Source organism: Cupriavidus sp. PB-02, assembly GCF_058252315.1.
Window position 1 is genome coordinate 1,594,030 of sequence record NZ_CM177694.1, and the last position, 20,600, is coordinate 1,614,629.

Annotated in this window: 17 protein-coding genes; all 17 read right to left on the bottom strand. The window is 69.4% G+C overall.

Features of this window, described 5'->3' with window-relative positions; genetic code table 11:
* Positions 1 to 3: 3 nt before the first annotated feature.
* Entirely contained in the window at positions 4 to 1,011 is a 1,008-nt protein-coding gene (locus tag AC10V3_RS07690; protein WP_022534528.1) for an NAD(P)H-dependent flavin oxidoreductase, read from the bottom strand.
* An 11-nt stretch (positions 1,012 to 1,022) separates the two neighbouring features.
* A complete protein-coding gene (locus AC10V3_RS07695) occupies positions 1,023 to 1,817 on the bottom strand; it encodes a crotonase/enoyl-CoA hydratase family protein (RefSeq protein ID WP_022534529.1) in 795 nt (264 codons plus the stop codon).
* Positions 1,818 to 1,850: 33 nt separating this feature from the next.
* The gene (locus AC10V3_RS07700) at positions 1,851 to 2,843 is read right to left on the bottom strand and encodes an acyl-CoA dehydrogenase family protein (RefSeq protein ID WP_022534530.1); all 993 of its coding nucleotides are present in this window, start codon (positions 2,841 to 2,843) and stop codon (positions 1,851 to 1,853) included.
* 27 nt (positions 2,844 to 2,870) lie between these two features.
* Complete coding sequence (locus AC10V3_RS07705) at positions 2,871 to 4,028, bottom strand: acyl-CoA dehydrogenase family protein (RefSeq protein ID WP_349604641.1); 1,158 nt, start codon at positions 4,026 to 4,028, stop codon at positions 2,871 to 2,873.
* Between the two features lie 79 nt (positions 4,029 to 4,107).
* Positions 4,108 to 5,661, bottom strand: coding sequence for an acyl-CoA synthetase (locus AC10V3_RS07710; protein ID WP_349604638.1), 1,554 nt, complete (start codon positions 5,659 to 5,661; stop codon positions 4,108 to 4,110).
* A 23-nt stretch (positions 5,662 to 5,684) separates the two neighbouring features.
* Positions 5,685 to 6,614, bottom strand: a complete 930-nt coding sequence (locus AC10V3_RS07715) for an SDR family oxidoreductase (RefSeq protein WP_349604635.1) — start codon at positions 6,612 to 6,614, stop codon at positions 5,685 to 5,687.
* A 41-nt stretch (positions 6,615 to 6,655) separates the two neighbouring features.
* Positions 6,656 to 7,636, bottom strand: a complete 981-nt coding sequence (locus tag AC10V3_RS07720; protein ID WP_022534534.1) for a Bug family tripartite tricarboxylate transporter substrate binding protein — start codon at positions 7,634 to 7,636, stop codon at positions 6,656 to 6,658.
* A gap of 68 nt (positions 7,637 to 7,704) precedes the next feature.
* Positions 7,705 to 8,892, bottom strand: coding sequence for a lipid-transfer protein (locus tag AC10V3_RS07725; RefSeq protein ID WP_022534535.1), 1,188 nt, complete (start codon positions 8,890 to 8,892; stop codon positions 7,705 to 7,707).
* Positions 8,893 to 8,926: 34 nt separating this feature from the next.
* Positions 8,927 to 10,066 carry an acyl-CoA dehydrogenase family protein gene (locus tag AC10V3_RS07730; RefSeq protein ID WP_022534536.1) on the bottom strand — a complete coding sequence of 380 codons (1,140 nt, stop codon included), beginning with the start codon at positions 10,064 to 10,066 and terminating at the stop codon, positions 8,927 to 8,929.
* Positions 10,067 to 10,176: 110 nt separating this feature from the next.
* Positions 10,177 to 12,957 (bottom strand): winged helix-turn-helix domain-containing protein, encoded by a 2,781-nt coding sequence (locus AC10V3_RS07735; RefSeq protein ID WP_490923451.1) that lies wholly within the window; start codon positions 12,955 to 12,957, stop codon positions 10,177 to 10,179.
* A gap of 158 nt (positions 12,958 to 13,115) precedes the next feature.
* A complete protein-coding gene (locus tag AC10V3_RS07740; protein ID WP_022534538.1) occupies positions 13,116 to 13,526 on the bottom strand; it encodes a DUF3830 family protein in 411 nt (136 codons plus the stop codon).
* A gap of 18 nt (positions 13,527 to 13,544) precedes the next feature.
* The gene (locus AC10V3_RS07745) at positions 13,545 to 14,735 is read right to left on the bottom strand and encodes an amidase (RefSeq protein ID WP_022534539.1); all 1,191 of its coding nucleotides are present in this window, start codon (positions 14,733 to 14,735) and stop codon (positions 13,545 to 13,547) included.
* A 34-nt stretch (positions 14,736 to 14,769) separates the two neighbouring features.
* Positions 14,770 to 15,786 (bottom strand): ABC transporter ATP-binding protein, encoded by a 1,017-nt coding sequence (locus AC10V3_RS07750; protein WP_454751803.1) that lies wholly within the window; start codon positions 15,784 to 15,786, stop codon positions 14,770 to 14,772.
* Between the two features lie 9 nt (positions 15,787 to 15,795).
* Positions 15,796 to 16,827, bottom strand: coding sequence for an ABC transporter ATP-binding protein (locus AC10V3_RS07755; protein ID WP_349604627.1), 1,032 nt, complete (start codon positions 16,825 to 16,827; stop codon positions 15,796 to 15,798).
* 3 nt (positions 16,828 to 16,830) lie between these two features.
* Complete coding sequence (locus AC10V3_RS07760; RefSeq protein ID WP_022534542.1) at positions 16,831 to 17,718, bottom strand: ABC transporter permease; 888 nt, start codon at positions 17,716 to 17,718, stop codon at positions 16,831 to 16,833.
* Between the two features lie 15 nt (positions 17,719 to 17,733).
* A complete protein-coding gene (locus AC10V3_RS07765; protein WP_022534543.1) occupies positions 17,734 to 18,684 on the bottom strand; it encodes an ABC transporter permease in 951 nt (316 codons plus the stop codon).
* Positions 18,685 to 18,808: 124 nt separating this feature from the next.
* A complete protein-coding gene (locus AC10V3_RS07770; protein WP_349604719.1) occupies positions 18,809 to 20,431 on the bottom strand; it encodes an ABC transporter substrate-binding protein in 1,623 nt (540 codons plus the stop codon).
* Between the last annotated feature and the right edge of the window lie 169 nt (positions 20,432 to 20,600).

The window sequence follows — 20,600 nt, forward strand, 5'->3', positions numbered from 1 at the left end:
ATCTCAGTCCGTGCAACGGCGGCCGGAGAACGTCGCAGTGAAGGCCGCGGCCGCCTGCGACGCCTCCCGCATCAGCCCGGCCACGATCTGAGCGGCCGGCGCGATCGCGTCGCAGAAGCCGCCGGCCGGGCCCAGCGAGACGATGCCGGCGTCGACCTCGCCGTCGGCATAGACGCGCTGCCGCGTGCGCGACGACAGGATCAGGTCGCCAAATTCCGCATGGCTGCGCGCGCCGGCGGCTTCCAGGCGCTGCACTTCGCGCGCCGTGTCGTTGGCCAGCACGCGCCAGGTGTCGCCCAGCGTGCCGAGGATGGCGGTGGAGCAGTGCTGGTCGGATTCGACGATGCGCTGCTTCAGCGCCGCATGCGCGCGGATCTCGGCGGCAACCATGAAGCGGCTGCCCATCACCACGCCATCGGCGCCCATCGCCAGCGCGGCCGCGATCTGGCGGCCGTTGCCGATGCCGCCGCCCAGCAGCAGCGGCACGCGCAGCTTTGCCAGCGCAAAGGCGCCGTTGACAAAGGTCGGCAGCTGGTTGGCGCCCGGATGCCCGCCTTCCTCCATGCCGACCAGCGTGACCGCGTCCACGCCAAGCCGTTCGGCGCTCAGCGCATGCCGCACGCTCGGACACTTGTGGATCACGATGCCGCCGCGCTGGTGGATCGGCTCGACCAGCCCTTCCGGCGAGCCCCCCGCGGTCTCGAAGCAGCGCACGCCTTCGTCCAGCGCCACGTCGATCCACGCTTGCACATTGCGGTTGTGCTCCGGCCGGCGCGCCAGCGTGAGGTTGACGCCGAACGGTTTCCCGCCGGTCAGGTCGCGGCAGCGGCGCAGGTCATCGCGCAGCGCGCCCGGCGATTCGAACGAGCGCGCCGTGATAAAGCCCATCGCGCCGGCGTTGACCATGGCCGCGACGATGCGCGACTCGCCCAGGTGGTGCATGCCGCCCAGCAGGATCGGGTGGCGGATCGACAGCAGCTCGGTGATGCGGGTACGGAAAGCGGCTTGCATGCGGGTTGCCTTCAGCCCTTGAACACCGGCGGCCGCCTGGCGACGAAGGCATCCACCGCCTCGCGGTGGTCCGCGGTCTGGTGCGACAGCACCTGCAACGCGGCCGACAGCTCCAGCAAGGTGTCGAGCCGGCTGTGCATGCCTTCGCGCATCAGCCGCTTGGCCATGCGTACGGCGTGGGGTGGATTGGCGGCGATGGCATCGGCCAGGCCGCGCGCCGTGGCCAGCAGTTCGGCGGCCGGTACCACGCGCGAGACCAGGTTCCATTCCAGCGCCTGGCGCGCGTCGATGGCCTGGCCGGTAAAGGTCAGCTCGGCCGCGCGGGACAGGCCGATGACCCGCGGCAGCAGCCACGCGCCGCCGTCGCCGGGGATGATGCCGAGCTTGACAAAGCTCTCGGCGAACTTTGCTTGCTCGGAGGCGATGCGGATATCGCACATGCAGGCCAGGTCCAGGCCGGCGCCGATGGCCGGGCCGTTGACGGCGGCGATGACCGGCACTTCCAGGTTGAACAGCGCCAGCGGCAGCCGCTGGATGCCGCGCCGGTAGTCCTGGCGGATCTCGGTGCCCGGCACTTCGCCGCTGGCGTGCCGGGCCATGCCGGCCACATTGCCGCCGGAGCAGAAGGCGGTGCCGGCGCCGGTCAGGATCACGGCGCGCACGCTCGCATCGCCGTCGATGCGGTCGATCGCCGCGACGAATTCTTCGACGGCGGTGTTGCCGGTCAGCGGATTGCGCCGCTCCGGGTCGTTCATGGTCAGCGTGACGACGTGGCCGTCCTGCTCGTAGTTGAGGAAGGTGCTCATGATGGGTTCCAGGCGTTGGGTGGCGTGAGGGTGTCAGGCGCAGAGCGTCTCGCGCACGAAGTCGGTGACGGTGCTCCCTGGCTGTGCCAGCAGCGACTGGCCAAGGATCCGGTTCCAGTACGCCTCTGAGCCGTCCGCCATGCGCCATTCATGCAGGCGCCGGGTATAGAGCTGCAGGTCATATTCCTCGGTCACGCCGATGGCGCCGTGCAGCGCATGCGCGGTGGCGGCCACCAGCGGCACCGCCATGCTGGTGCGGGCCTTGGCGATGGCCGCCGGCATGCGGGCGGGGAGGGTGCGGTCGCCGGCGAAGGCCAATTCCGCCGCGATGCCCGCCGCCGCCACGTGCTGCGCCATCACGCTGAGCTGGTGCTGCACCGCCTGGAACTTGCCGATCGACTTGCCGAACTGGGCGCGGTCGTTGCAGTACTGCAGCGTCATGTCGAATACGCGCCCCATCGCGCCGGCGATGGCGGCCGCGTGGATGGCGGCGCTGAAGTCGCGCACGCGCTCGCCGTGGTCGCCCACCGGGCCGGGCAGGTCCTGCGCGGCCCAGCTCAGCGTGGCAACCAGGCTGCCGCGCACGCCGGTCGGCTGGCGTCGTGCCAGCCTGGCGTCGAGCAACAGCATGCCGCCCTCCACATTGGCCAGCACCCAGTCCGCCAGCGAGCCGAAGGGCAGCAGCGGCGCGGTGATGGTGCCGTCGGTGCCGCGCACGCACTGGCCGGCCAGCGTGATCATGCCGGCTGGCGATTGCGTGCCCGTGGGCGCCAGCAGCGCCCGTGCGGCGATGGTCTGCGCCGCCGGTACCGGCAGCGCATGCCGGCCGAAGGCCGTGAAGATGGGGCCGATGGCCGGCAGCGACAGGCCCGCGCCGCCCGCGGATTCCGGTGCCATCAGCTCCAGGAAGCCGGCGTCGGCCAGCGCCGGCCACAGCGTGCCGGGTGCCGCGCCGCCTTCGATGGTGCGCAGCGTGGCCGGCGTGGCGTGGTCGCGCAGGATGTCTTCGATTGCTTCGGTGAACATGATGTCCCTCTCACAGATTGGGTTCGGTCAGCGCAGGCCCAGACCGCGCGCGATCATGCCGCGCAAGACCTCGCGCGTGCCGCCGCGCAGCGAGAACGTGGGCGAGATCTGGCTCAGGAAAGCCACCGTGCGGTACAGCTCGGGATCCGGCGCCGTGCCGGGATCGGCGCTGATCACGGCTTCCAGCAGGGCAGGGATCGACTGCTCGAATTCCGTGCCCAGGTCCTTGACCAGTGCCGCTTCCACCACCGGGCTTTCTCCCTGTACCAGCCGCGCGGTTACCGCCAGCGACAGGCTGCGCAGCGCGGCCAGTTGCGCGACGAAGCTGCCCAGCAGCGCGGTATCAGTGTGGCCAGGCTGGCCGGCGCGCAGCGCCTGCACCCAGCGGTCCACCAGCACGATGCTGGAATAGAGCCGCTCCGGGCCGCTGCGCTCGAAGGCGAGTTCGGCGGTGACCTGCTCCCAGCCGCTGCCTTCCGCGCCGATCAACGCACCGTCCGGCAGGAAGACCTCGTCGAAGGTGACTTCCGAGAAATGCGCGTCGCCGGTCAGGTCCACGATCGGCCGCACCGTGACGCCGGGCGCGGACAGGTCGATGATGAACTGCGACAGTCCCTTCTGCCGCTCTTCCGGCACCCCGGAGGAGCGCACCAGCGCGATCATGTAGTGGCAGTGATGCGCGTTGGTGGTCCAGATCTTGCGCCCGCTCAGGCGCCAGCCGTCTTCGCAGCGCGTGGCGCGGGTGCGCACGCTGGCCAGGTCCGAGCCCGAATTGGGTTCGCTCATGCCGATGCAGAAGAAGGCGCTGCCGCTGCAGATGCGCGGCAGGTAGAAGTCCTTCTGCGCCGGCGTGCCGTACTTCAGGATCAGCGGGCCGCTCTGGCGGTCGGCAACCCAGTGCGCCGCCACCGGTGCGCCGGCGGCCAGCAGTTCTTCCACCAGCACGAAGCGGTGCCAGGCATCCATGCCGGCGCCGCCGTAGCCGGCCGGCAGCGTCACGCCGACCCAGCCGCGTTCGGCCAGCCGCCGGCTGAATGCCGCATCGAAGCCCAGCCAGGAACGCGCGCGGATATCGGCCGTCGCGGCGGGCAGGTTCTCGTCCAGAAAGCGCTTCACGTCAGCGCGAAAGGCTTCCGCGGCCGGCGGCAGCGCGGTCAGCCGGAAGGCGTCCAGCAGGTTGCTCACTTCTTGCTCCTTGTCGGCGGCAGGCAGGGGCGCATGCGCCGCGATTGGGTCCCTTCGGTGCGCGGTATCGGCCGCGCGCTCACTGCTGCTTCCAGTAGCGGTCGCGCAGCGACTGCTTGTAAAGCTTGCCGGTCGGCAGGCGCGGCATGGTGTCGATGAAGTCGATCGAGCGCGGCACCATGTAGCGGGCCACCTTGCCGCGCAGGTATTCGAGCAGGGTCTCGGCCAGTTCGGCGCAAGGCGCGATGCCGGCGGCCGGCTCGACAATCGCCTTGACCTCTTCACCCATCTCCGCATTGGGCACGCCGATCACCGCGGCGTCGCCGACGCTGGGGTGCACGACCAGCGCGTCCTCGATCGCCTGCGGGTAGATGTTGACCCCGCCGGAGATGATCATGAAGGCCTTGCGGTCCGTGAGGTACAGGTAGCCGTCTTCATCCAGCCGGCCGATATCGCCCACGGACGTCCAGGTTGGGTGGCGCGGGTGCTGGGCGGCGCGGGTCTTGTCCGCGTCCTTGTGGTAATGGAAGGGCAGCACCTCGCGCTCGAAGTACACCAGGCCGCTCTCGCCGCAGGGCAGCTCGTTGCCGTCGTCGTCGCAGATATGCAGCACGCCCACCAGCGCCTTGCCGACCGAACCCGGGTGCGCCAGCCATTCCTCGGTGTTGAGCGTGGCCACGCCGTTGCCTTCGGTGGCGGCGTAGTACTCGTGCACGATCGGCCCCCACCAGTCGATCATCTGCCGCTTGATGTCCTGCGGGCAGGGCGCGGCGGCGTGGATCGCCACGCGGTGGCTGGACAGGTCGAAGGCGGCGCGCTGCGCCGGCTCCAGCTTGAGCATGCGGATGAACATGGTCGGAACCCACTGGCTGTGGGTGACGCGGTAGCGTTCGATCAGGCGCAGCGCCTCGACCGGATCGAACTTCTCCATGAAGACCACCGTGCCGCCGCCGAACTGGGTCTCCAGCCCGTAGCCGAGCGGTGCGGTGTGGTACAGCGGCGCTGGCGACAGGTAGATGGTGTCGGCATCGAAACCATAGCGGACGAACTGCGCCCGGCGCGGCGAACCCGAGCCTTCGGTCACATAGCCCTGCGGCTGTGCGCGCACGATGCCCTTGGGCCGGCCGGTGGTGCCGGAGCTGTAGATCATGGTCGCGCCCATCCATTCCTCGGCCAGGCGCTCGGCCGGGTGCGCGGCGATGGCCTGCTCGTAGCTGTCCCAGCCGGGAATGGTGCCGTCCAGCATCAGCCGGCGGCGGCAGGTCGGCATCAGGTCCGTCAGCTGGGCAGCCAGCTCGCGCATCGCGTATGAGGTCACCACCACCTGCGCCTCGCTGTCCTCGATCAGGTAGGCGGCCTCGGGCGCGGTCAGGAAGCGGTTGACGGGCGTGATCAGCAGCCCGGAACGCAACGCAGCCCAGCACAGCTCGAAGCAGCGCATATTGTTCTCGAGCACCATCGCGATATGGTCGCCGCGGCGCAGGCCGAGCGCGTAAAGGTGCTGGGCAAAGCGGTTCGAGCGCTGGTCCAGCTCGCGGTAGCTCAGGGTCTCGCCAGTGGTGCCGTTGATGGCGGCGGGCTTGTCGGGGGTCAGGGCGGCATGGTCGCCCAGGTACTTGGGGGTCGGGTTCATGGCTCGGCTCGGTAGGTGCGGTCTCAGGCGGACGGGATTTCGCCCGAGGTGTCGGCGTTGGCCGCCGCCTGCCGGACCAGCGCCGGGATATGCCGGCCCAGCTCGGCGGCGTCCCAGCGTCCGGACTGCTCGATGCGCGGGCCGGCATGCCAGCCTTCGGCGACCGTGATGCGGCCGCCGCGCACGCCGAACACGCGCCCGGTCACCTCGCCGGATTCGACGCTGCCCAGCCACGCCACCAGCGGCGCCACGTTGCCGGCATCGAGCGGATCGAAGCCGGGCGCGGCACCGGCGCTGAACTCGGTGCGGCGCGTGGCGAAGATGTCCTCGGTCAGCCGGCTCATGGCGGTCGGGTAGATCGCGTTGACGGTGACGCCGTAACGGTCCAGTTCGCGCGCGGCGATCACCGACATCGCGGCGATGCCGGCCTTGGCCGCGCCGTAGTTGGACTGGCCGGGGTTGCAGTACAGGCCCGACGACGAACTGGTGTTGATCAGGCGCGCGGCGCGCTGGCGCCCGGCCTTGGATTCCTCGCGCCAGTAGGCGGCCGCGTGCCGCGACGGCGCGAAGGTGCCGCGCATGTGCACGCGGATGACGGCGTCCCAGTCTTCCTCGGTCATGTTGACCAGCGTGCGGTCGCGCAGGATGCCGGCATTGTTGACCAGCACGTCGAGGCCGCCGAAGGTATCGATGGCGGCGCGGATCATGCGCCCGGCGCCGGCCCAGTCGGCCACGTCGTCAAAGTTGGCGATGGCCTCGCCGCCGGCAGCGCGGATCTCGGCGACCACTTCCTGGGCCGGGCCGCTGGCGGCACCGCCGCCGTCGCCGCGCCCGCCCAGGTCGTTGACCACTACCTTGGCGCCCTGGCGGGCGAATTCCAGCGCGTACTCGCGCCCGATGCCGCGGCCGGCGCCGGTGATGAGGACGACGCGGTCCTTGCAAAGCTGTGACATGGTGAATCCTGTTCGGTTGGTAGTGCAGGGCAGCGCGGCGCTCAGCGCGTGCTGACGTCGTAGGTCTTGACCAGCTCGCCGTAGCGCACCCGTTCCGAGGCGATCATCGCGCTCATGCGCTTGCCCGGCTCGGCCAGCACTTCGGCATAGCCCGCGCGCGCGGCGAAACTGCGGAATTCCTGCGTGCGGAGCGCCTTCAGCAGCGCCGCCTCGAGCTTCTGCGCGACCGGCTCGGGCGTCTTGCTGCTGACACCGAACCCGATCCAGACCGACAGCTCGTAGTTAGGCACACCGCTCTCGTGCAGCGTCGGCACGTCGGGCAGGTCGGGGTGGCGCGTCCTGGTGGTCACGGCCAGCGGGCGCAGCTTGCCGGCGCGCAGCAGCGGCAGCGCGCCGCCGACGTCCAGCAAGGCCACGTCGAGCGCACCGCCCATCACGTCGGTCTGCACCTGCGCGGCGCCCTTGTACGGGATATGGTTCAGGTCGATGCCGGCCATCTGCTGCAGCTGCAGCGCGCCCAGGCGGTAGTGGTAGCTGTAGTTGGCGATGCTGAGCGCGTGAGGCTTCTTGCGCGCGGCGCTGACCACATCGGCAAAGCTCTTGTAGGGCGATTGGCTGCCGGTCACCAGCACGGCCGAGGCGCGGATCGCTGAGGCCAGCGGGCGGATCTCGCGCGGATCGTAGGGCAGCTTGTCATTGACCAGCGGGTTGATGACCATCGCGCTGGGCGAGATCATCAGGATGCTGTAGCCGTCGGCGGGCGCGTTGAGCAGGCTCTGCACGGCGATCACGGTGTCGCCGCCGGGACGGTTCTCGACCACGGCAGGCTGGCCCAGGTCCTTGCCGACCAGCTCGGCGACGACGCGGGTCACGGTGTCCGAGCCGCTGCCCTGCGTCAGCGGGACAATGAAGCGCAGCGGGCGCGAAGGGAAATTGTCGGCGGCGCCCACCGGCAGCGCCGGCAGCAGCAGCGAGCACGCCAGGCCGAGGCCCAGCACGCGGGAAAGGATGGAACGTTTCATAGCTGTCTCCTTGCGGGGCGCTGCCGCGTGCCGGGGTGCACGCGGCGTGCCTCGTCGTTTTTTTCTGGTCAGTTCTTGCCGTACAGCGTCACCACGCAGGCGCCGCCCAGGCCGAGGTTGTGCTGCAGGGCCAGCTTCACGTCCGGCACCTGGCGCTGCTCGGCGGTGCCGCGCAGCTGATGGGTGAGCTCGTAGCACTGCGCCAGTCCGGTAGCGCCCAGCGGATGGCCCTTGGAGAGCAGGCCGCCCGACGGGTTGACCACTACCTTGCCACCGTAGGTGTTGTCGCCGTCCCTCACGAACTTCTCGGCGCCGCCTTCGGGGCAGAAGCCGAGGGCCTCGTAGGAGATCACTTCGTTGTGGGCGAAGCAGTCGTGCAGTTCGCACACGTCGATATCCTCGGGGCCGATGCCGGCCTGCTCGTAGACCTTGTTGGCGGCGGCGCGCGTCATGTGCGTGCCGACATAGTTCAGCATCGAGGGCGGGTCGAACGAGGCGGGCGGATCGGTGGTGAGCGCCTGCGCCACGATCTGCACGTCGGTGCGCAGCCCGTGCTTGCTGGCGAAGCGCTCGGACACCAGGATCGCCGCGGCACCGCCGCAGGTCGGCGGGCAGGCCATCAGGCGCGTCATCACGCCCGGCAGCAGCTCGACGTCGTTCATTACGTCTTCGGTGCTGACGACCTTGCGGAACAGCGCCAGCGGGTTGTTGGCGGCGTGGCGGCTGGCCTTGGCGCGCACCGCGGCAAAGGTCTCCATGCTGGTGCCGTAGCGCTGCATGTGCTCGCGGCCGGCGCCGCCGAAGGTGCGCAGCGCCTGCGGCAGGTGTGCCATGTCGGCGGTCAGGCCGTGCATGATCGGTTGGAAGCGGGCGCGCGTGACGGGACGGTCATCCCAGTGCGACTTCAGCGCGCCGGCCTGCATCTGCTCGAAGCCCAGCGCCAGCACGCAGTCGGCATCGCCGCACTCGATCGCCTTGCGCGCCAGGTAGAGCGCGGTCGAGCCGGTCGAGCAGTTGTTGTTGACGTTGATGATGGGGATGCCGGTCATGCCGACTTCATACAGCGCGGTCTGCCCGCAGGTCGAATCGCCGTAGACGTAGCCGGCAAACGCCTGCTGCACGTGCTCGTAACCGATGCCGGCGTCGGCCAGCGCGCGGCGTGTGGCTTCGGCGCCCATTTCGGTGTAGCTCAGGCTCGCGCCGGGCTTGGCGAAAGGGATCATGCCGACGCCGGCAACCAGGACTTTCTCGCTCATGATGGTTCCTGAAGGAGGGGTAAGGAGGGTGGGTTCAGAGCTTGCGCGCGATCAGGTCGCGCAGCACTTCGCTGGTGCCGCCGAAGATGCGGGTCACGCGCATGTCGACAAAGGCGCGCGCGATCGGGTATTCGAGCATGTAGCCGTAGCCGCCGTGCAGCTGCACCATGTCGTCGATGCACTTCCACATGGTCTCAGTGGCGAACAGCTTGGCGATGGCAGCCTCCTGCAACGACAGCTTGCAGGTCATGTGCTTGCCGATGTAGTAGTCGACCATGGTGCGCACCGCCACCGCCTGCGCCTTGACGTCGGCCAGCTTGAACTTGGTGTTCTGGAAGTCCCACACGGTCTGGTTGAAGGCGCGGCGGTCCTTCACGTACTGCAGCGTCAGCTCGAGCTGGCGCTCCAGCTTGGCGGCGCAGTAGACGGCGATGATCAGGCGCTCCTGCGGCAGTTCTTCCATCAGATGGATGAAGCCGCCGTTCTCGTTGCCGATCAGGTTGCCGACCGGCACGCGCACGTTGTCGAAGAAGAGCTCGGCGGTATCGGCGGCGTGCTGGCCCACTTTCTCCAGCTTGCGTCCGCGGCGGAAGCCCGCGCGGTCGGCTTCCACCATGATCAGGCTCACGCCCTTGGCGCCCGCGGACGGATCGGTCTTGCAGACCACCACGACCATGTCGGCATTCAGGCCGTTGGAGATAAAGGTCTTGCTGCCGTTGATGACGAATTCGTCGCCGTCGCGCACGGCGGTGGTACGGATCGACTTCAGGTCGGAGCCGCTGCCGGGCTCGGTCATGGCGATGGCCAGGATCTTCTCGCCACGGCAGATCTCGGGCAGCCACTTGCGCTTCTGTTCCTCGGTGCCCAGGCGCACGATGTAGGGCGCGGTGATATCCGAGTGCACCGAGAAGCTCGGCCCGGAAATGCCGGAGCGGTGGTATTCCTCGGCCAGCACGGCGGAGTGGCCGAAATCGCCGCCTCCGCCGCCGTACTCCTCCGGCACGGTGACGCACAGCAGACCCTCGCGGCCGGCCTTGCGCCAGGTCTCGCGGTCGACCACGCCGGCCTGGTCCCAGGCCGCCTGGCGCGGCAGGCATTCACGCTCGAAGAAGCGGCGCGCCGTTTCCCTGAACATCTCGTGGTCTTCGCGGTAGACGGTGCGAATGATTTCCATCGATGGCTCCCGAATTGACTGGTGGACGGCAGCGGTGTCGCTGCCTCGATGGAACCAGTTTGGCGCGGGGCGCGCGGGAAGTCCCTACACCGGTGGTGTAGGGTGGGCAGTCATGGCGCGGGCGCGGGCTGGCGCGTTGCCCCGGCATCGCGCAGCCGGGCAACCGCTTCGTCCCGGCCGGCGACTTCGAGCTTGGCGTAGACGTTGCGCAGGTGCCACTTCACCGTGTCGAGCGACACATTGAGAATACGCGCGATCTTCTTGTTGGGCATGGCCTGGGCGAGCAGCCCCAGCACCTCCTGCTCGCGCTCGCTGAGGCTGGCGAGGCGGGCCGCTACTTCTGGCTGGGCCTCGGCGATAACGCGTGCGGCCGGCCCGGCGGCGTCGACCAGCCGCTGCGCGTAGAACGCCAGCACCGGGTCGAGGGTGTCGTCGCCGGCAAGTGCGGCCAGCATCGCCGGCACCTGGGGCGAGGCGTCGAGCAGGCTGCGTACCAGGCCGTGGCGGTGGCCGATGCGCAGCGCGTCGACCAGTTGGCGGCGGGCCGCGGCGGCGTCGCGGCGGCCGTGGTGCGCGAGCGCCATCAGCACGCGCACGCTGGCCACGCGCGACCAGCGCCCGCCGGCCTCGGACAGCGCCGCCAGCGGTTCCAGCCGCGACAGCGCCCCGTCGAAGTCGTTGTGGTGCAGGCACATGCCGATGCGTGCCAGGTCGGCGTGGACGCGCACTTCCCAGGCGGTGCTGCGCACCGCGCCGGCATGCCGGGCGGCCAGCGCTTCGAGCCGCAGCAGGGCGCCGTCGGCCCCATCGATATTGCCGTCTTCCAGCAGGCGGCGCGAGCGCTGGTACAGCGCGGCTGCGACCAGCCGGTCAGCACGGCGGCGCTGTCCGCAGCGCTCCAGACAATCCAGCAGGGCCAGCGCGCCGGCGCGGTCGCCCGCGAGCCAGCGGCTGCCGGACAGTGCCAGCAGCGCCCGCAGCACGGTGTCGGGGATGGAGATGCGCCCCAGCACGTCCATGCGCGCCTCCAGCAGGCTGGCCGCGGTGCCGACATCGTCAAGCTCATACAGGGTCTCGCCGAGCAACGCCGCCGCCATGCAGGCGACGCCGGCATACGCGGGTCCGCGCTGGTCGGCCTCGGTCAGCACTTCCTGGAACACGCGCTCGGCCACCAGCACCTTGCCTTCGACGGCGTGGGTCATGCCGCCCATGCAACGCCCGAGCAGCGTGCCGCGCGGGGCGCCGTCGCAGGGGGCGCCGTCTTCGATCACGCGCCGGGCCAGCTCGTATTCGCCGCGGAAGATGTGCATCCACGACAGGATGTTGCCGCGCCCGGTCAGGGTAAAGTCGTCGGCGCCGGCGGGTATGCGCTGCAGTTCGGGCAGCAGCATGGCCACGCCGTCGGAATCGTCGCGCTGCAGAGCGATGCTGCCGCGCAGCAGCGCCATGGCGTAGCGCTCGCGCGGACCCAGGCGCTCGGGCTGGGCCTGCATCCGCTGCAGGCTGTCATGCATGCCGTCGACGTCGCCCGCGTACATCTGCAGGTGGGCCTGCACCAGGAGCAGGCCGAAGCGGGCCCGAACCTGCTCGGCGGGAAGTTGCCGCATCAGCGCCGCAAGCTGGCTCAGTTCGCCGCGCGCCAGCAGGCTGTGCGCGCAGCCGTGCACCAGTTCCGCGGCCGCGTTGGCGTCACCTGCGAGCACGGCGTGCCGCACGGCTTCGTCGATATCGCCATGTGCACGGAACCACTGCCAGGCCGCCGCATGTATTGTCGCCAGTTCATCGTGCGGCAGCTTGTCCAGGCGGCCGAGCAGCACTTCGCGCAGCAGCGGGTGAAGCCGGTACCAGGTTTCGCCGTGGCGGGCATTGCCGACCTGCGCGATAAAGAGGTCATCGCTCGCCAGGTGCGTCAGCCGGGCGTTGATCTCCGCGGCCGCGTCGGGCCGGCCCAGCAGCGTCGCGCACAGCGCGCCACAGAAGCGGTGGCAGACCGCCATGCGGGTCAGCAGGTGCAGGTCGCCCACGTCCAGCCGAACCAGCACTTCGCGCTCGAAGTAGTGCGCAAAGGCCTGCGCGTCGCGCACCTCGACCGGGCGGTAGGCGCCGCCGCGCTTGCCCTTCAGGTCGATGGCAAAGAGCTGCAGCCCCGCAGCCCAGCCGTCGGTCAGTTCATGCAGGCGGCCGGCGTCATGCGCCTCGATGCGGCCAAGCTGGTCCTGCAGGAAGCGCGCCGACTCCTGCGCCGAGAAACGCAGGTCGGCCAGCCCGAAAGTGGACAGCAGCCCTTGCGAGCGCAGCCGCGCCAGCGACAGCGGCGGCGCGGTGTGCGATGCCAGCACCACATGGAGCTGCGGCGGCGCATAGTCGATCAGCCAGCGCAGCGCCAGCAGCGCGCCGGGATCGTCCAGGTGGTGGACGTCGTCCAGCATCAGCACCAATTCGCGCTTACGGGCGGCAATGGCGCGTACCAGTGTGATTACCCAGTGCTCCGCCGCGGACTGGTTGCCATCGCGCCCCATCAGCAGCCAGGCATCGCGCACGATGGCCGCGTCCACGGTCGCGAGGCTGGCCACCAGTCCGTTGAAGAACGCTGCCAGGTTGTTGTCCTCCGCCTCCAGCGACAGCCATGCCACGTCGAAATCGAGCTTCAGCAATGCCTGCCGCCACGCCACCAGCGTGCTTGTCTTGGCGCAGCCGGCGGGACCCTGGATCACCACGCAGCGCTGGCGGCGCGCTTCGGTCAGGCGCGCCAGCAGCGCCTCGCGCGGCATCAGCGGGCGGGCGCCGCGCGGTGGCACGAGCCGGGTCGGGGCGACGGTAGAAACGACGCTGTCGGAATGGGCGGGAGGTGCGGGGGATGTCGCTGCGGGGCGCGCTCCGGCGTGGGGCATGCTGGGTTCCTCAAGGGCAGCCGGCGCGGCGGGGCCGCGCCGATGCGTTGAGGGCATTGTAGGAGCGCCGCACGGGCTGGCGGCACGGGCCAGCGGCGGCCCCCCTGACGCGGGTGGGCCTGGCTCAGCGGCTTATCCGCCGCTGCGAGACGTCAGCGTCACGCGAGCGCGAATTCGATATCCTGCGCGCCTTCCCACAGCACCTTCGTTCCCAGCGCCCGCAGGTTTTCCTTGCCCTCGACCACGGTCAGGAAATGGTTGCCGGCCAGTTGTCCCATCTTGCTGGCAAAGCAGCAGCTGCCGTAGGCCAGGATGATCTCGGTCTCGCTGTAGCCGCCCGGGTAGAACAAGATGTCGCCGACGGACGGATGGCTGGTGTGGTTCTCGAAATCCACGCCGAGCCGGAACTCACCCAACGGGATCCAGCAGGCTTCTCCGCTCCAGCGCACGTGGATCAGCTTTTCGCGGTAGGGCAGGAGTTTGAGGAAGGCTTCGACGGTCTTTGGGGCGTCGGGGTTGGTCTCGGCGACAAAGTTGTAGCCGCCAGCGGTGATGCGGATGCGGGCCATATTCCGTCCTTGTTTGACTCACGCCTGTTTCGCCATGATAGCCTCGGCCAGCGCGACCAGGCTGCGGTCGCTGCCGGCGGGCCCGAGTAGCGAGATGCCGAGCGGGGCGCCGTCGCGGCCCGCCAGCGGCAGGCTCAGTTGCGGGAAGCCGGTCAGCGGCGTCAGGCACAGCGTGTGGGCGGCGAGGTTGCGGTAGGTCTCCAGCGACTCGATCGGCTCGGCGCGCAGCGGGGCGATATCAGGCATGGTCGGCAGCACCAGCACGCCGTCCTGGCCCAGCAGCCGGCCCAGGTACGCAGTGAAGTCGCGGCGCACGGCGCTGGCTTCTTCCAGTTGCGTGCGCGTGACGGCCTTGGAGAAGGCGAAGCGCGCCGCGACGTCGGCGCCAAGCTCCAGTCCATATTGCTCGATCAGTGCGCCGTCGCTCTGCCACGCCTCCCATCCCTGCACGTAGCGGAATGCCCACCACAGTTCGGACAGCGGCCGGTCGGCTGCCGTCACCGGCGACGCCTTGCCGAGCGCGGCCTCGATCCTTGCGATGGCCGGCTCCAGCGCCTCGCGCGCCTCGGGCGTCGGCTGGGTGAAGAGGTCGGTCGCAATCAGCAAGCGCGGCGTGGTTGGCAGCGGTGCCGGGTCGGCGCCGAACATCACGTTGGCCACGCGCGCGAAGGTGCCGATGTCGCCCGCGAAGAAGCCGCAGGTATCCAGGCTTTCGGACAGCGGCAGGCAGCGCTCCAGCGAAATGCGCCCGTGCGTGGGCCGGATGCCGAACAGGCCGCAGTGGCTGGCCGGTGCGCGCACCGAGCCGCCGGTGTCGGAGCCTAGCGCAAAGTCGCACAGCCCGTTGGACACGGCCGCGGCCGAGCCCGACGACGAGCCGCCGGTGATGCGATCCGGCGCTGCGCCGTTGACCGGGCGGCCGTAGTGGGCGTTCTGGCCGTTCATCGAGAAGGCCAGCTCGTCGGTGTGGGTCTTGCCGACGAAGGCGGCGCCGGCGTCCAGCAGCCGCCGCACGGCCGGCGCCGTGGTGGTCTTGATGCCTGAGCGCGCCAGCACGTGCGGGTTGCCGCCGCCGGTCGGGTAACCGGCCACGTCGAACAGGTCCTTGACGGCGAAGGTCAGGCCCTGCAACGGGCCGCTGGCGGCGTGCGGGACGGCGGCGCCGGGGTAGGGCATGAAGGCGCGGGCGGGATGGGTGGCAAGCGTCATGGATGAATCCTGGAAACGTTGGTGTTCAGCAGGCTTATGCCGCCGTGGCGACCGCCGGCTCAGTGGCCAGCACGCAGCTCACGCGATGGCCGTAGCCGACTATGACCGGTTGCGGCACCTCGGCCAGGCATGCCGGCCGCGCATGCGCGCAGCGCGGCGCGAAGGTGCAGCCGGGCGGCAGCGAGGCAAGGTCGGGCGGGGCGCCGCCGATGGTCTGCAACCGCTGGCCGCGCTCCATGCCATGCTGGCGGCTTTGCAGCAGCGCGATGGTGTACGGGTGGCGTGCCTCGCGCATGATGGTGCGGATCGGACCTTCCTCGACGATGCGCCCGCCGTACATCACGGCGACACGGTCGGCGATCTCCACCGCGGCGCCGATATCGTGGGTGACGAAGACGATGGACAGGCCCAGCTCGCGCTGCAGTTCGCGCAGGAGGATCAGCACCTGGATCTGCACGGTGGCGTCGAGCGCGGTGGTGGGCTCGTCGGCCAGCAGGATCTTGGGGCGCGCCGACAGCGCCAGCGCGATCATCGCGCGCTGGCGCATGCCGCCCGACATCTCGTGCGGATAGGTGACCAGGCGCCGTTCCGGGCTGGGGATGCGCACGGACTCGAGCGCCTTCAGTGCGCGCTCGCGCGCCTCGGCGGCTGAGACCTTGTCGTGGGTGCGGATGCACTCGACGATCTGCTGGCCGACGGTGTAGACGGGGTCCAGCGCCAGCAGCGGCTCCTGGAACACCATCGCCATGGTGCCTCCGCGCAGGCGCGACAGCGCGTGCTTGTCCAGCGACGTGACGTCGGCGCCGTCGACACGGACCTGGCCTTCCACGCGCGTGCGGCGCGGCGGGTGCAGGCGCATCAGCGCGCGCAGCGTGACGCTCTTGCCCGAGCCGGATTCGCCGATCAGGGCCACCGCCTCGCCGGCGCCGACGTCGAGCGAGACGCCGTTGACGGCACGGATGGTCTTGCCGCCGCCGGAGAAGGTGACGCGCAGGTCGCGGACCGAGATCATCGGCGCGCCGGGCGGGTTGTTTTGCGGGGTTGCGGACATGAGGGCTCCTCAGGGCGCGGTGGCCAGCAGGCAGGACACCGTATGTCCGGCGACCACGTCGGTCAGCTGCGGCTCGCGCCGCGCGCAGACGTCCTGCGCCATGGCGCAGCGCGGGTGGAAGCTGCAGCCGGACGGCGGGTTGATCGGGTTGGGCGGGTCGCCCGCCAGCGGCGCCACCTCGGTGCGGCGATCCGGGTCCATCGACGGCATGGAAGCCAGCAACGCGCGCGTGTACGGATGCGCCGGGCGGCGGTAGATGGTCTCGGTATCGCCGATCTCCACCACCTTGCCCAGGTACATCACCATCACCCGGTCGCACAGGTAGCGGATCACATTGAGGTCGTGGCTGATAAAGACATAGGTCAGGTCGAACTCCGCCTTCAGGTCGAGCAGCAGGTTCAGCACCTGCGCTTCCACCGACTTGTCGAGCGCCGACACCGCCTCATCCAGGATCACCAGCCGCGGGCGCAGCGCCAGCGCGCGGGCGATATTGACGCGCTGGCGCTGCCCGCCCGACAGCTCGTGCGGATAGCGCCCGGCAAAGCGCGCCGGCTCCAGCCCGACGCGCTGCAGCAGGTAGCGCGCGCGCTCGGTGGCCTCGCGCGCCGGCACGCCATGCACGCGCGGGGTGAAGGCAATCGATTCCTCGATGGTCAGGCGCGGGTTCAGCGACGAATAGCTGTCCTGGAACACCATCTGCACCTGGCTGCGGAACTGCTTCAGCGGCAACTGCGCCGAGCCCACGCCCTGCGCGTCGAAGATCAGTTCGCCGCTGTCCTGCCCGGTGAGCTGCATCAGCAAGCGCGCGGTGGTGGACTTGCCGCAGCCGGACTCGCCGACCACGCCAAGGGTCTCGCCCTTGAGCACGTCGAAGCTGACGCCGTCGACGGCGCGTACCGACGCGGCGCGCTTGCGCAGCCCCGGCACGCCGGACTTGATCGGGAAGTGCTTGACCAGCTGGTGGGCGATCACCAGTGGCTGGGCCGGGCCGCCGACGTCGCGGCCGGCCGGGGGAGGAGGGGCCTGCATCAGTGCTGGCATGGTTCAGTCCTTGATTTCCATGGCCGAGCGGATGCCGTCGGCCAGCAGGTTGAACGAGACCGAGGTCAGGAAGATCATTGCGCCGGGCAGGGCGGCGACCCAGGGCTGGGTGTAGATCGCCGTGCGCAGCGTATTGAGCATCAGGCCCCACTCCGGCTCGGGCGGCTTGACGCCGAGGCCGAGGAAGGACAGGCCCGAGGCCAGGATCATCGCCACCGAGATCAGGCTGGTGGCGTAGACAAAGATCGGCCCGAGCACGTTGTTGAGCACATGCGCGCGCACGATGGTCAGCGACGAGGCGCCCGAGGCGCGCGCGGCATCGACGAACTCGCGGTTGCGCACCTGGGTTGTGACGCTTTCCGCCACGCGCACGATCTGCGGGATAAAGACGATGGTCAGCGACAGCAGCGCGTTGCCCACGCCGGCGCCCAGCGTGCCCGACAGCGCGATCGCCAGCAGCACCGACGGGAACGCGTACAGGATGTCGGTGAGCCGCATGATCACGGTATTGGTCCATCCGCCGGCATAGCCGGCAACGATGCCCAGCGCGCTGCCGATGACAAAGGCCAGCAGCACCGGCGTAATGCCCATGAACAGCGACAGGCGCGCGCCCAGCATCAGCCGCGACAGCATGTCGCGCCCCAGCTCGTCGGTGCCCAGCGGAAAGTGCTCGGTGCCGATCGGCTTCAGTCGCTTGAGGATGGACGAGGCATAGGGGTCGGCCGGCATCAGCACCGGCGCGAACAGCGCCATCAGCACCAGCGCCAGGAGCACCAGCGCGGCCAGCATGGCGAGCTTGTTGCGCAGCAGGCGCCGGCCCACCGTGGCCCAGTAACCGGGCGAGCGCTGCACCGCGGCCGCGGCGGTCGAGTTGTCGAGCGTCATTTCCATGGCGGCTCCTTTGCGCTAGCTGCGCTGGATACGCGGGTCGAACAGCGTCTGGAGCGCGTCGACCAGCAGGTTGAGCAGCACGAAGAACACCGCCAGCACGAGGATGGTGCCCTGCAGCAGCGGGAAATCGCGCTGGAAGATGGCGGCGTTGAGCAGGAAGCCGGTGCCGGGCCAGGAGAACACGGTCTCGATCAGGATCGAGCCGCCCAGCAGGTAGCCGAGTTGCAGGCCCATCACCGACAGCGCGGTCGGCGCCACGTTCTTCACCACGTGGCGGAATACGGCCAGATCAGACAGGCCGCGCGCACGCAGGCCGACGATGAACTCGTTGGCGAGGATTTCCGCCACCAGCGCACGCACCGTGCGCGCGACGATGCCCATCGGGATCACCGACATGGTCACCGCCGGCAGCAGCATGTACTGCATATGCTCCCAGTCCCACGCCCAGTCGCCCGAGCCGCCCGGACCGGCGCCGGTCGCCGGCAGCCAGCCCAGCAACACCGAGAACGCGATCACCAGCACCATGCCGAGCCAGTAGTGCGGGATGCTGACGCCCAGCACCGACAGCAGCGACGCGGTGCGGTCTGCCACCGAATCGCGCAGGTAGCCGGCGACAAAGCCGAACAGGCAGCCGAAGCTGAAGCCGATCAGCGTGGCGACGGTCGCGAGCCGCAGCGAATTGACCACGGCGGCGCCAACCTCTGTCATGACCGGCCGGCTGGTGGCGATGGAAGTGCCCAGGTCTCCCTGCAGCGCACGGCTGAGCCAGTGTACGAATTGCTCAAGGAAGGGCTTGTCGAAGCCGTAGAGCGCGGAGAGCTGGCGGCGCAGTTCTTCCGAGGCATCGGGCGGCAGCACCGACACCAGCGGATCGCCCGGCGCGATATGGACCAGCGAGAAGCACAGCAGCGCCACCCCGAGCAGGATCGGGAGGGCATACAGGATGCGGCGGAACAGGTATTGCATGGGAGAGTCCGGCAAGTTGAGGCGTGCGCGCGCAACGCGCGGTCACGCCGGATCAGACATGGCGGGATTGCCGGGCCGCGCGGCGGCACAGGGCAGCCGCGCGGCGTCCGGGGAAATTGCGCGCTCAGTCCATCGACATCGTCGCGATATCGATAAACCAGCTTTGCGGCTGCACCACGCCCTTGACCTTCTTCGAGATCGCGCGCGGGCCGACGTCATGCGCGATCAGCACGAACGGCGACTCCTCAACGATGCGGGCATGCAGCCTGGCCAGCGCCGCGTCGCGCGATTTCTCGTCAAAGGACGTGCGCGCGTTCTCGATCAGCTTGTCGAACTCGGCATTGCCGAAATAGCCCCAGTTGTTGGAGACCGGCGGCTGCGTCTTGGTGCTGACGAAGCGCACCATGGCAAAGAACGGATCCATCGCCGCGAAGCTGACGTTGATGGCATTGGCGCCGTGCGCGCTGGCGTCCTTGGCGCCGACGCGCCAGTTGGTGAAGAGCGTGTTCCACTCGACCACGTCGAAGTCGACGTCGATAAAGCACTCCTTCAGGTTCTGCTGCACGTACTCGTTCATCGGCAGCGGCTGCATCTGGCCGGAGCCCGACGCCGACACCTGTACCTTGACCTTGACCGGCTTGCCGGCTGAGTAGCCCGCCTCCTGCATCAGCTTGCGCGCGGCGGCCGGGTCGTACTTGATGTCGAACTTGGGATTGCCCCACCACGGGTTGCCGGACTCGACGATGCCCTTGGCCTCGGCCATGTAGCCGCCCAGCAGCGTCTTCAGCCCGCTGCGGTTGACGCAGAGGTTGGCGGCCTGGCGCACGCGCTTGTCCAGCCACGGCGAGCCGGGCGTGAACGACAGCTGCCACGGCCACATATGCGGCTGCGCATTGGCGTAGACCTGGAAGCCGCGGCTCTTGATCTGGGCGATCGCATCAGGCGCCGGTGCCTCGATCCAGTCGACCTGGCCCGACAGCAGCGCGGCGGTGCGGGCGTTGGCCTCGGGCATCGGCACCATCACGACCTTGTCGATCTTCGGCACGCGCTTCGCGTCCCAGTATTGCGCATTGCGCACCACTTCCAGGCGCTCGCGCGGCACGAATCGGCTCATCCTGAACGGACCCGTGCCGGCGGCGTCGGCGGCAAAGGCCACCCACGCCTGCTTGGAGCGCTCGACCGGATCGGTGACCGAGGCCGGCACCGCGGCGAATTTCTTCTCCCACTGCGTGGGCGAAGCCATGAACAGGTTGGTCAGGTTGTAGGGCAGGAAGGAATCCGGCTCGGAGGTGACCAGCTCGACCGTGAGGTCGTCGATCTTCTTCGCGGTGCGCAGCGTCGGCATGCGCGAGGCGGTCACGCCGACCTGGCTGGGATCGAACTGTCTGGCGCTCTTGTCCAGCACCTTGCCGACGTTCCACACCACGGCATCGGCGTTGAACGGCGTGCCGTCGTGGAACTTGACGCCGGGGCGCAGCTTGAACACCCACTTGGTCTTGTCGGCGGCGTCGACCTTCCACTCGGTGGCCAGCCCGGGGATCAGCAGGCTGGGCCCATTGCCCCTGGACAGGTCCCACTGCGTGAGGCCGTCGTACATCGGGATGCCGGAGAAGCGGTTGCCCTCGAAGCCCTGGTCAGGCTGGCCGAGCGTGCGCGGGATGTCGGCCGCGGTCATGCCGATGCGCAGCACCTTGTCGGCGTGCGCGGCGCCGGGCAGCGCCAGCAGAGACAGCGCAGCGGCACTCATGACGGCGGCGGACTTGAGGCCGGACTTGTGACCGGACTTGAGGCCATTCGCGAGAGGGGACTGATCGTGGTGCACAGGCTTGCTCCTGGGTTGGCTTGAAGGGACGGATGTCTGCAAAGCAAGTCATGTGCCACTGCGATGACATCGGACGTGTGGATCGAAGCGGGAA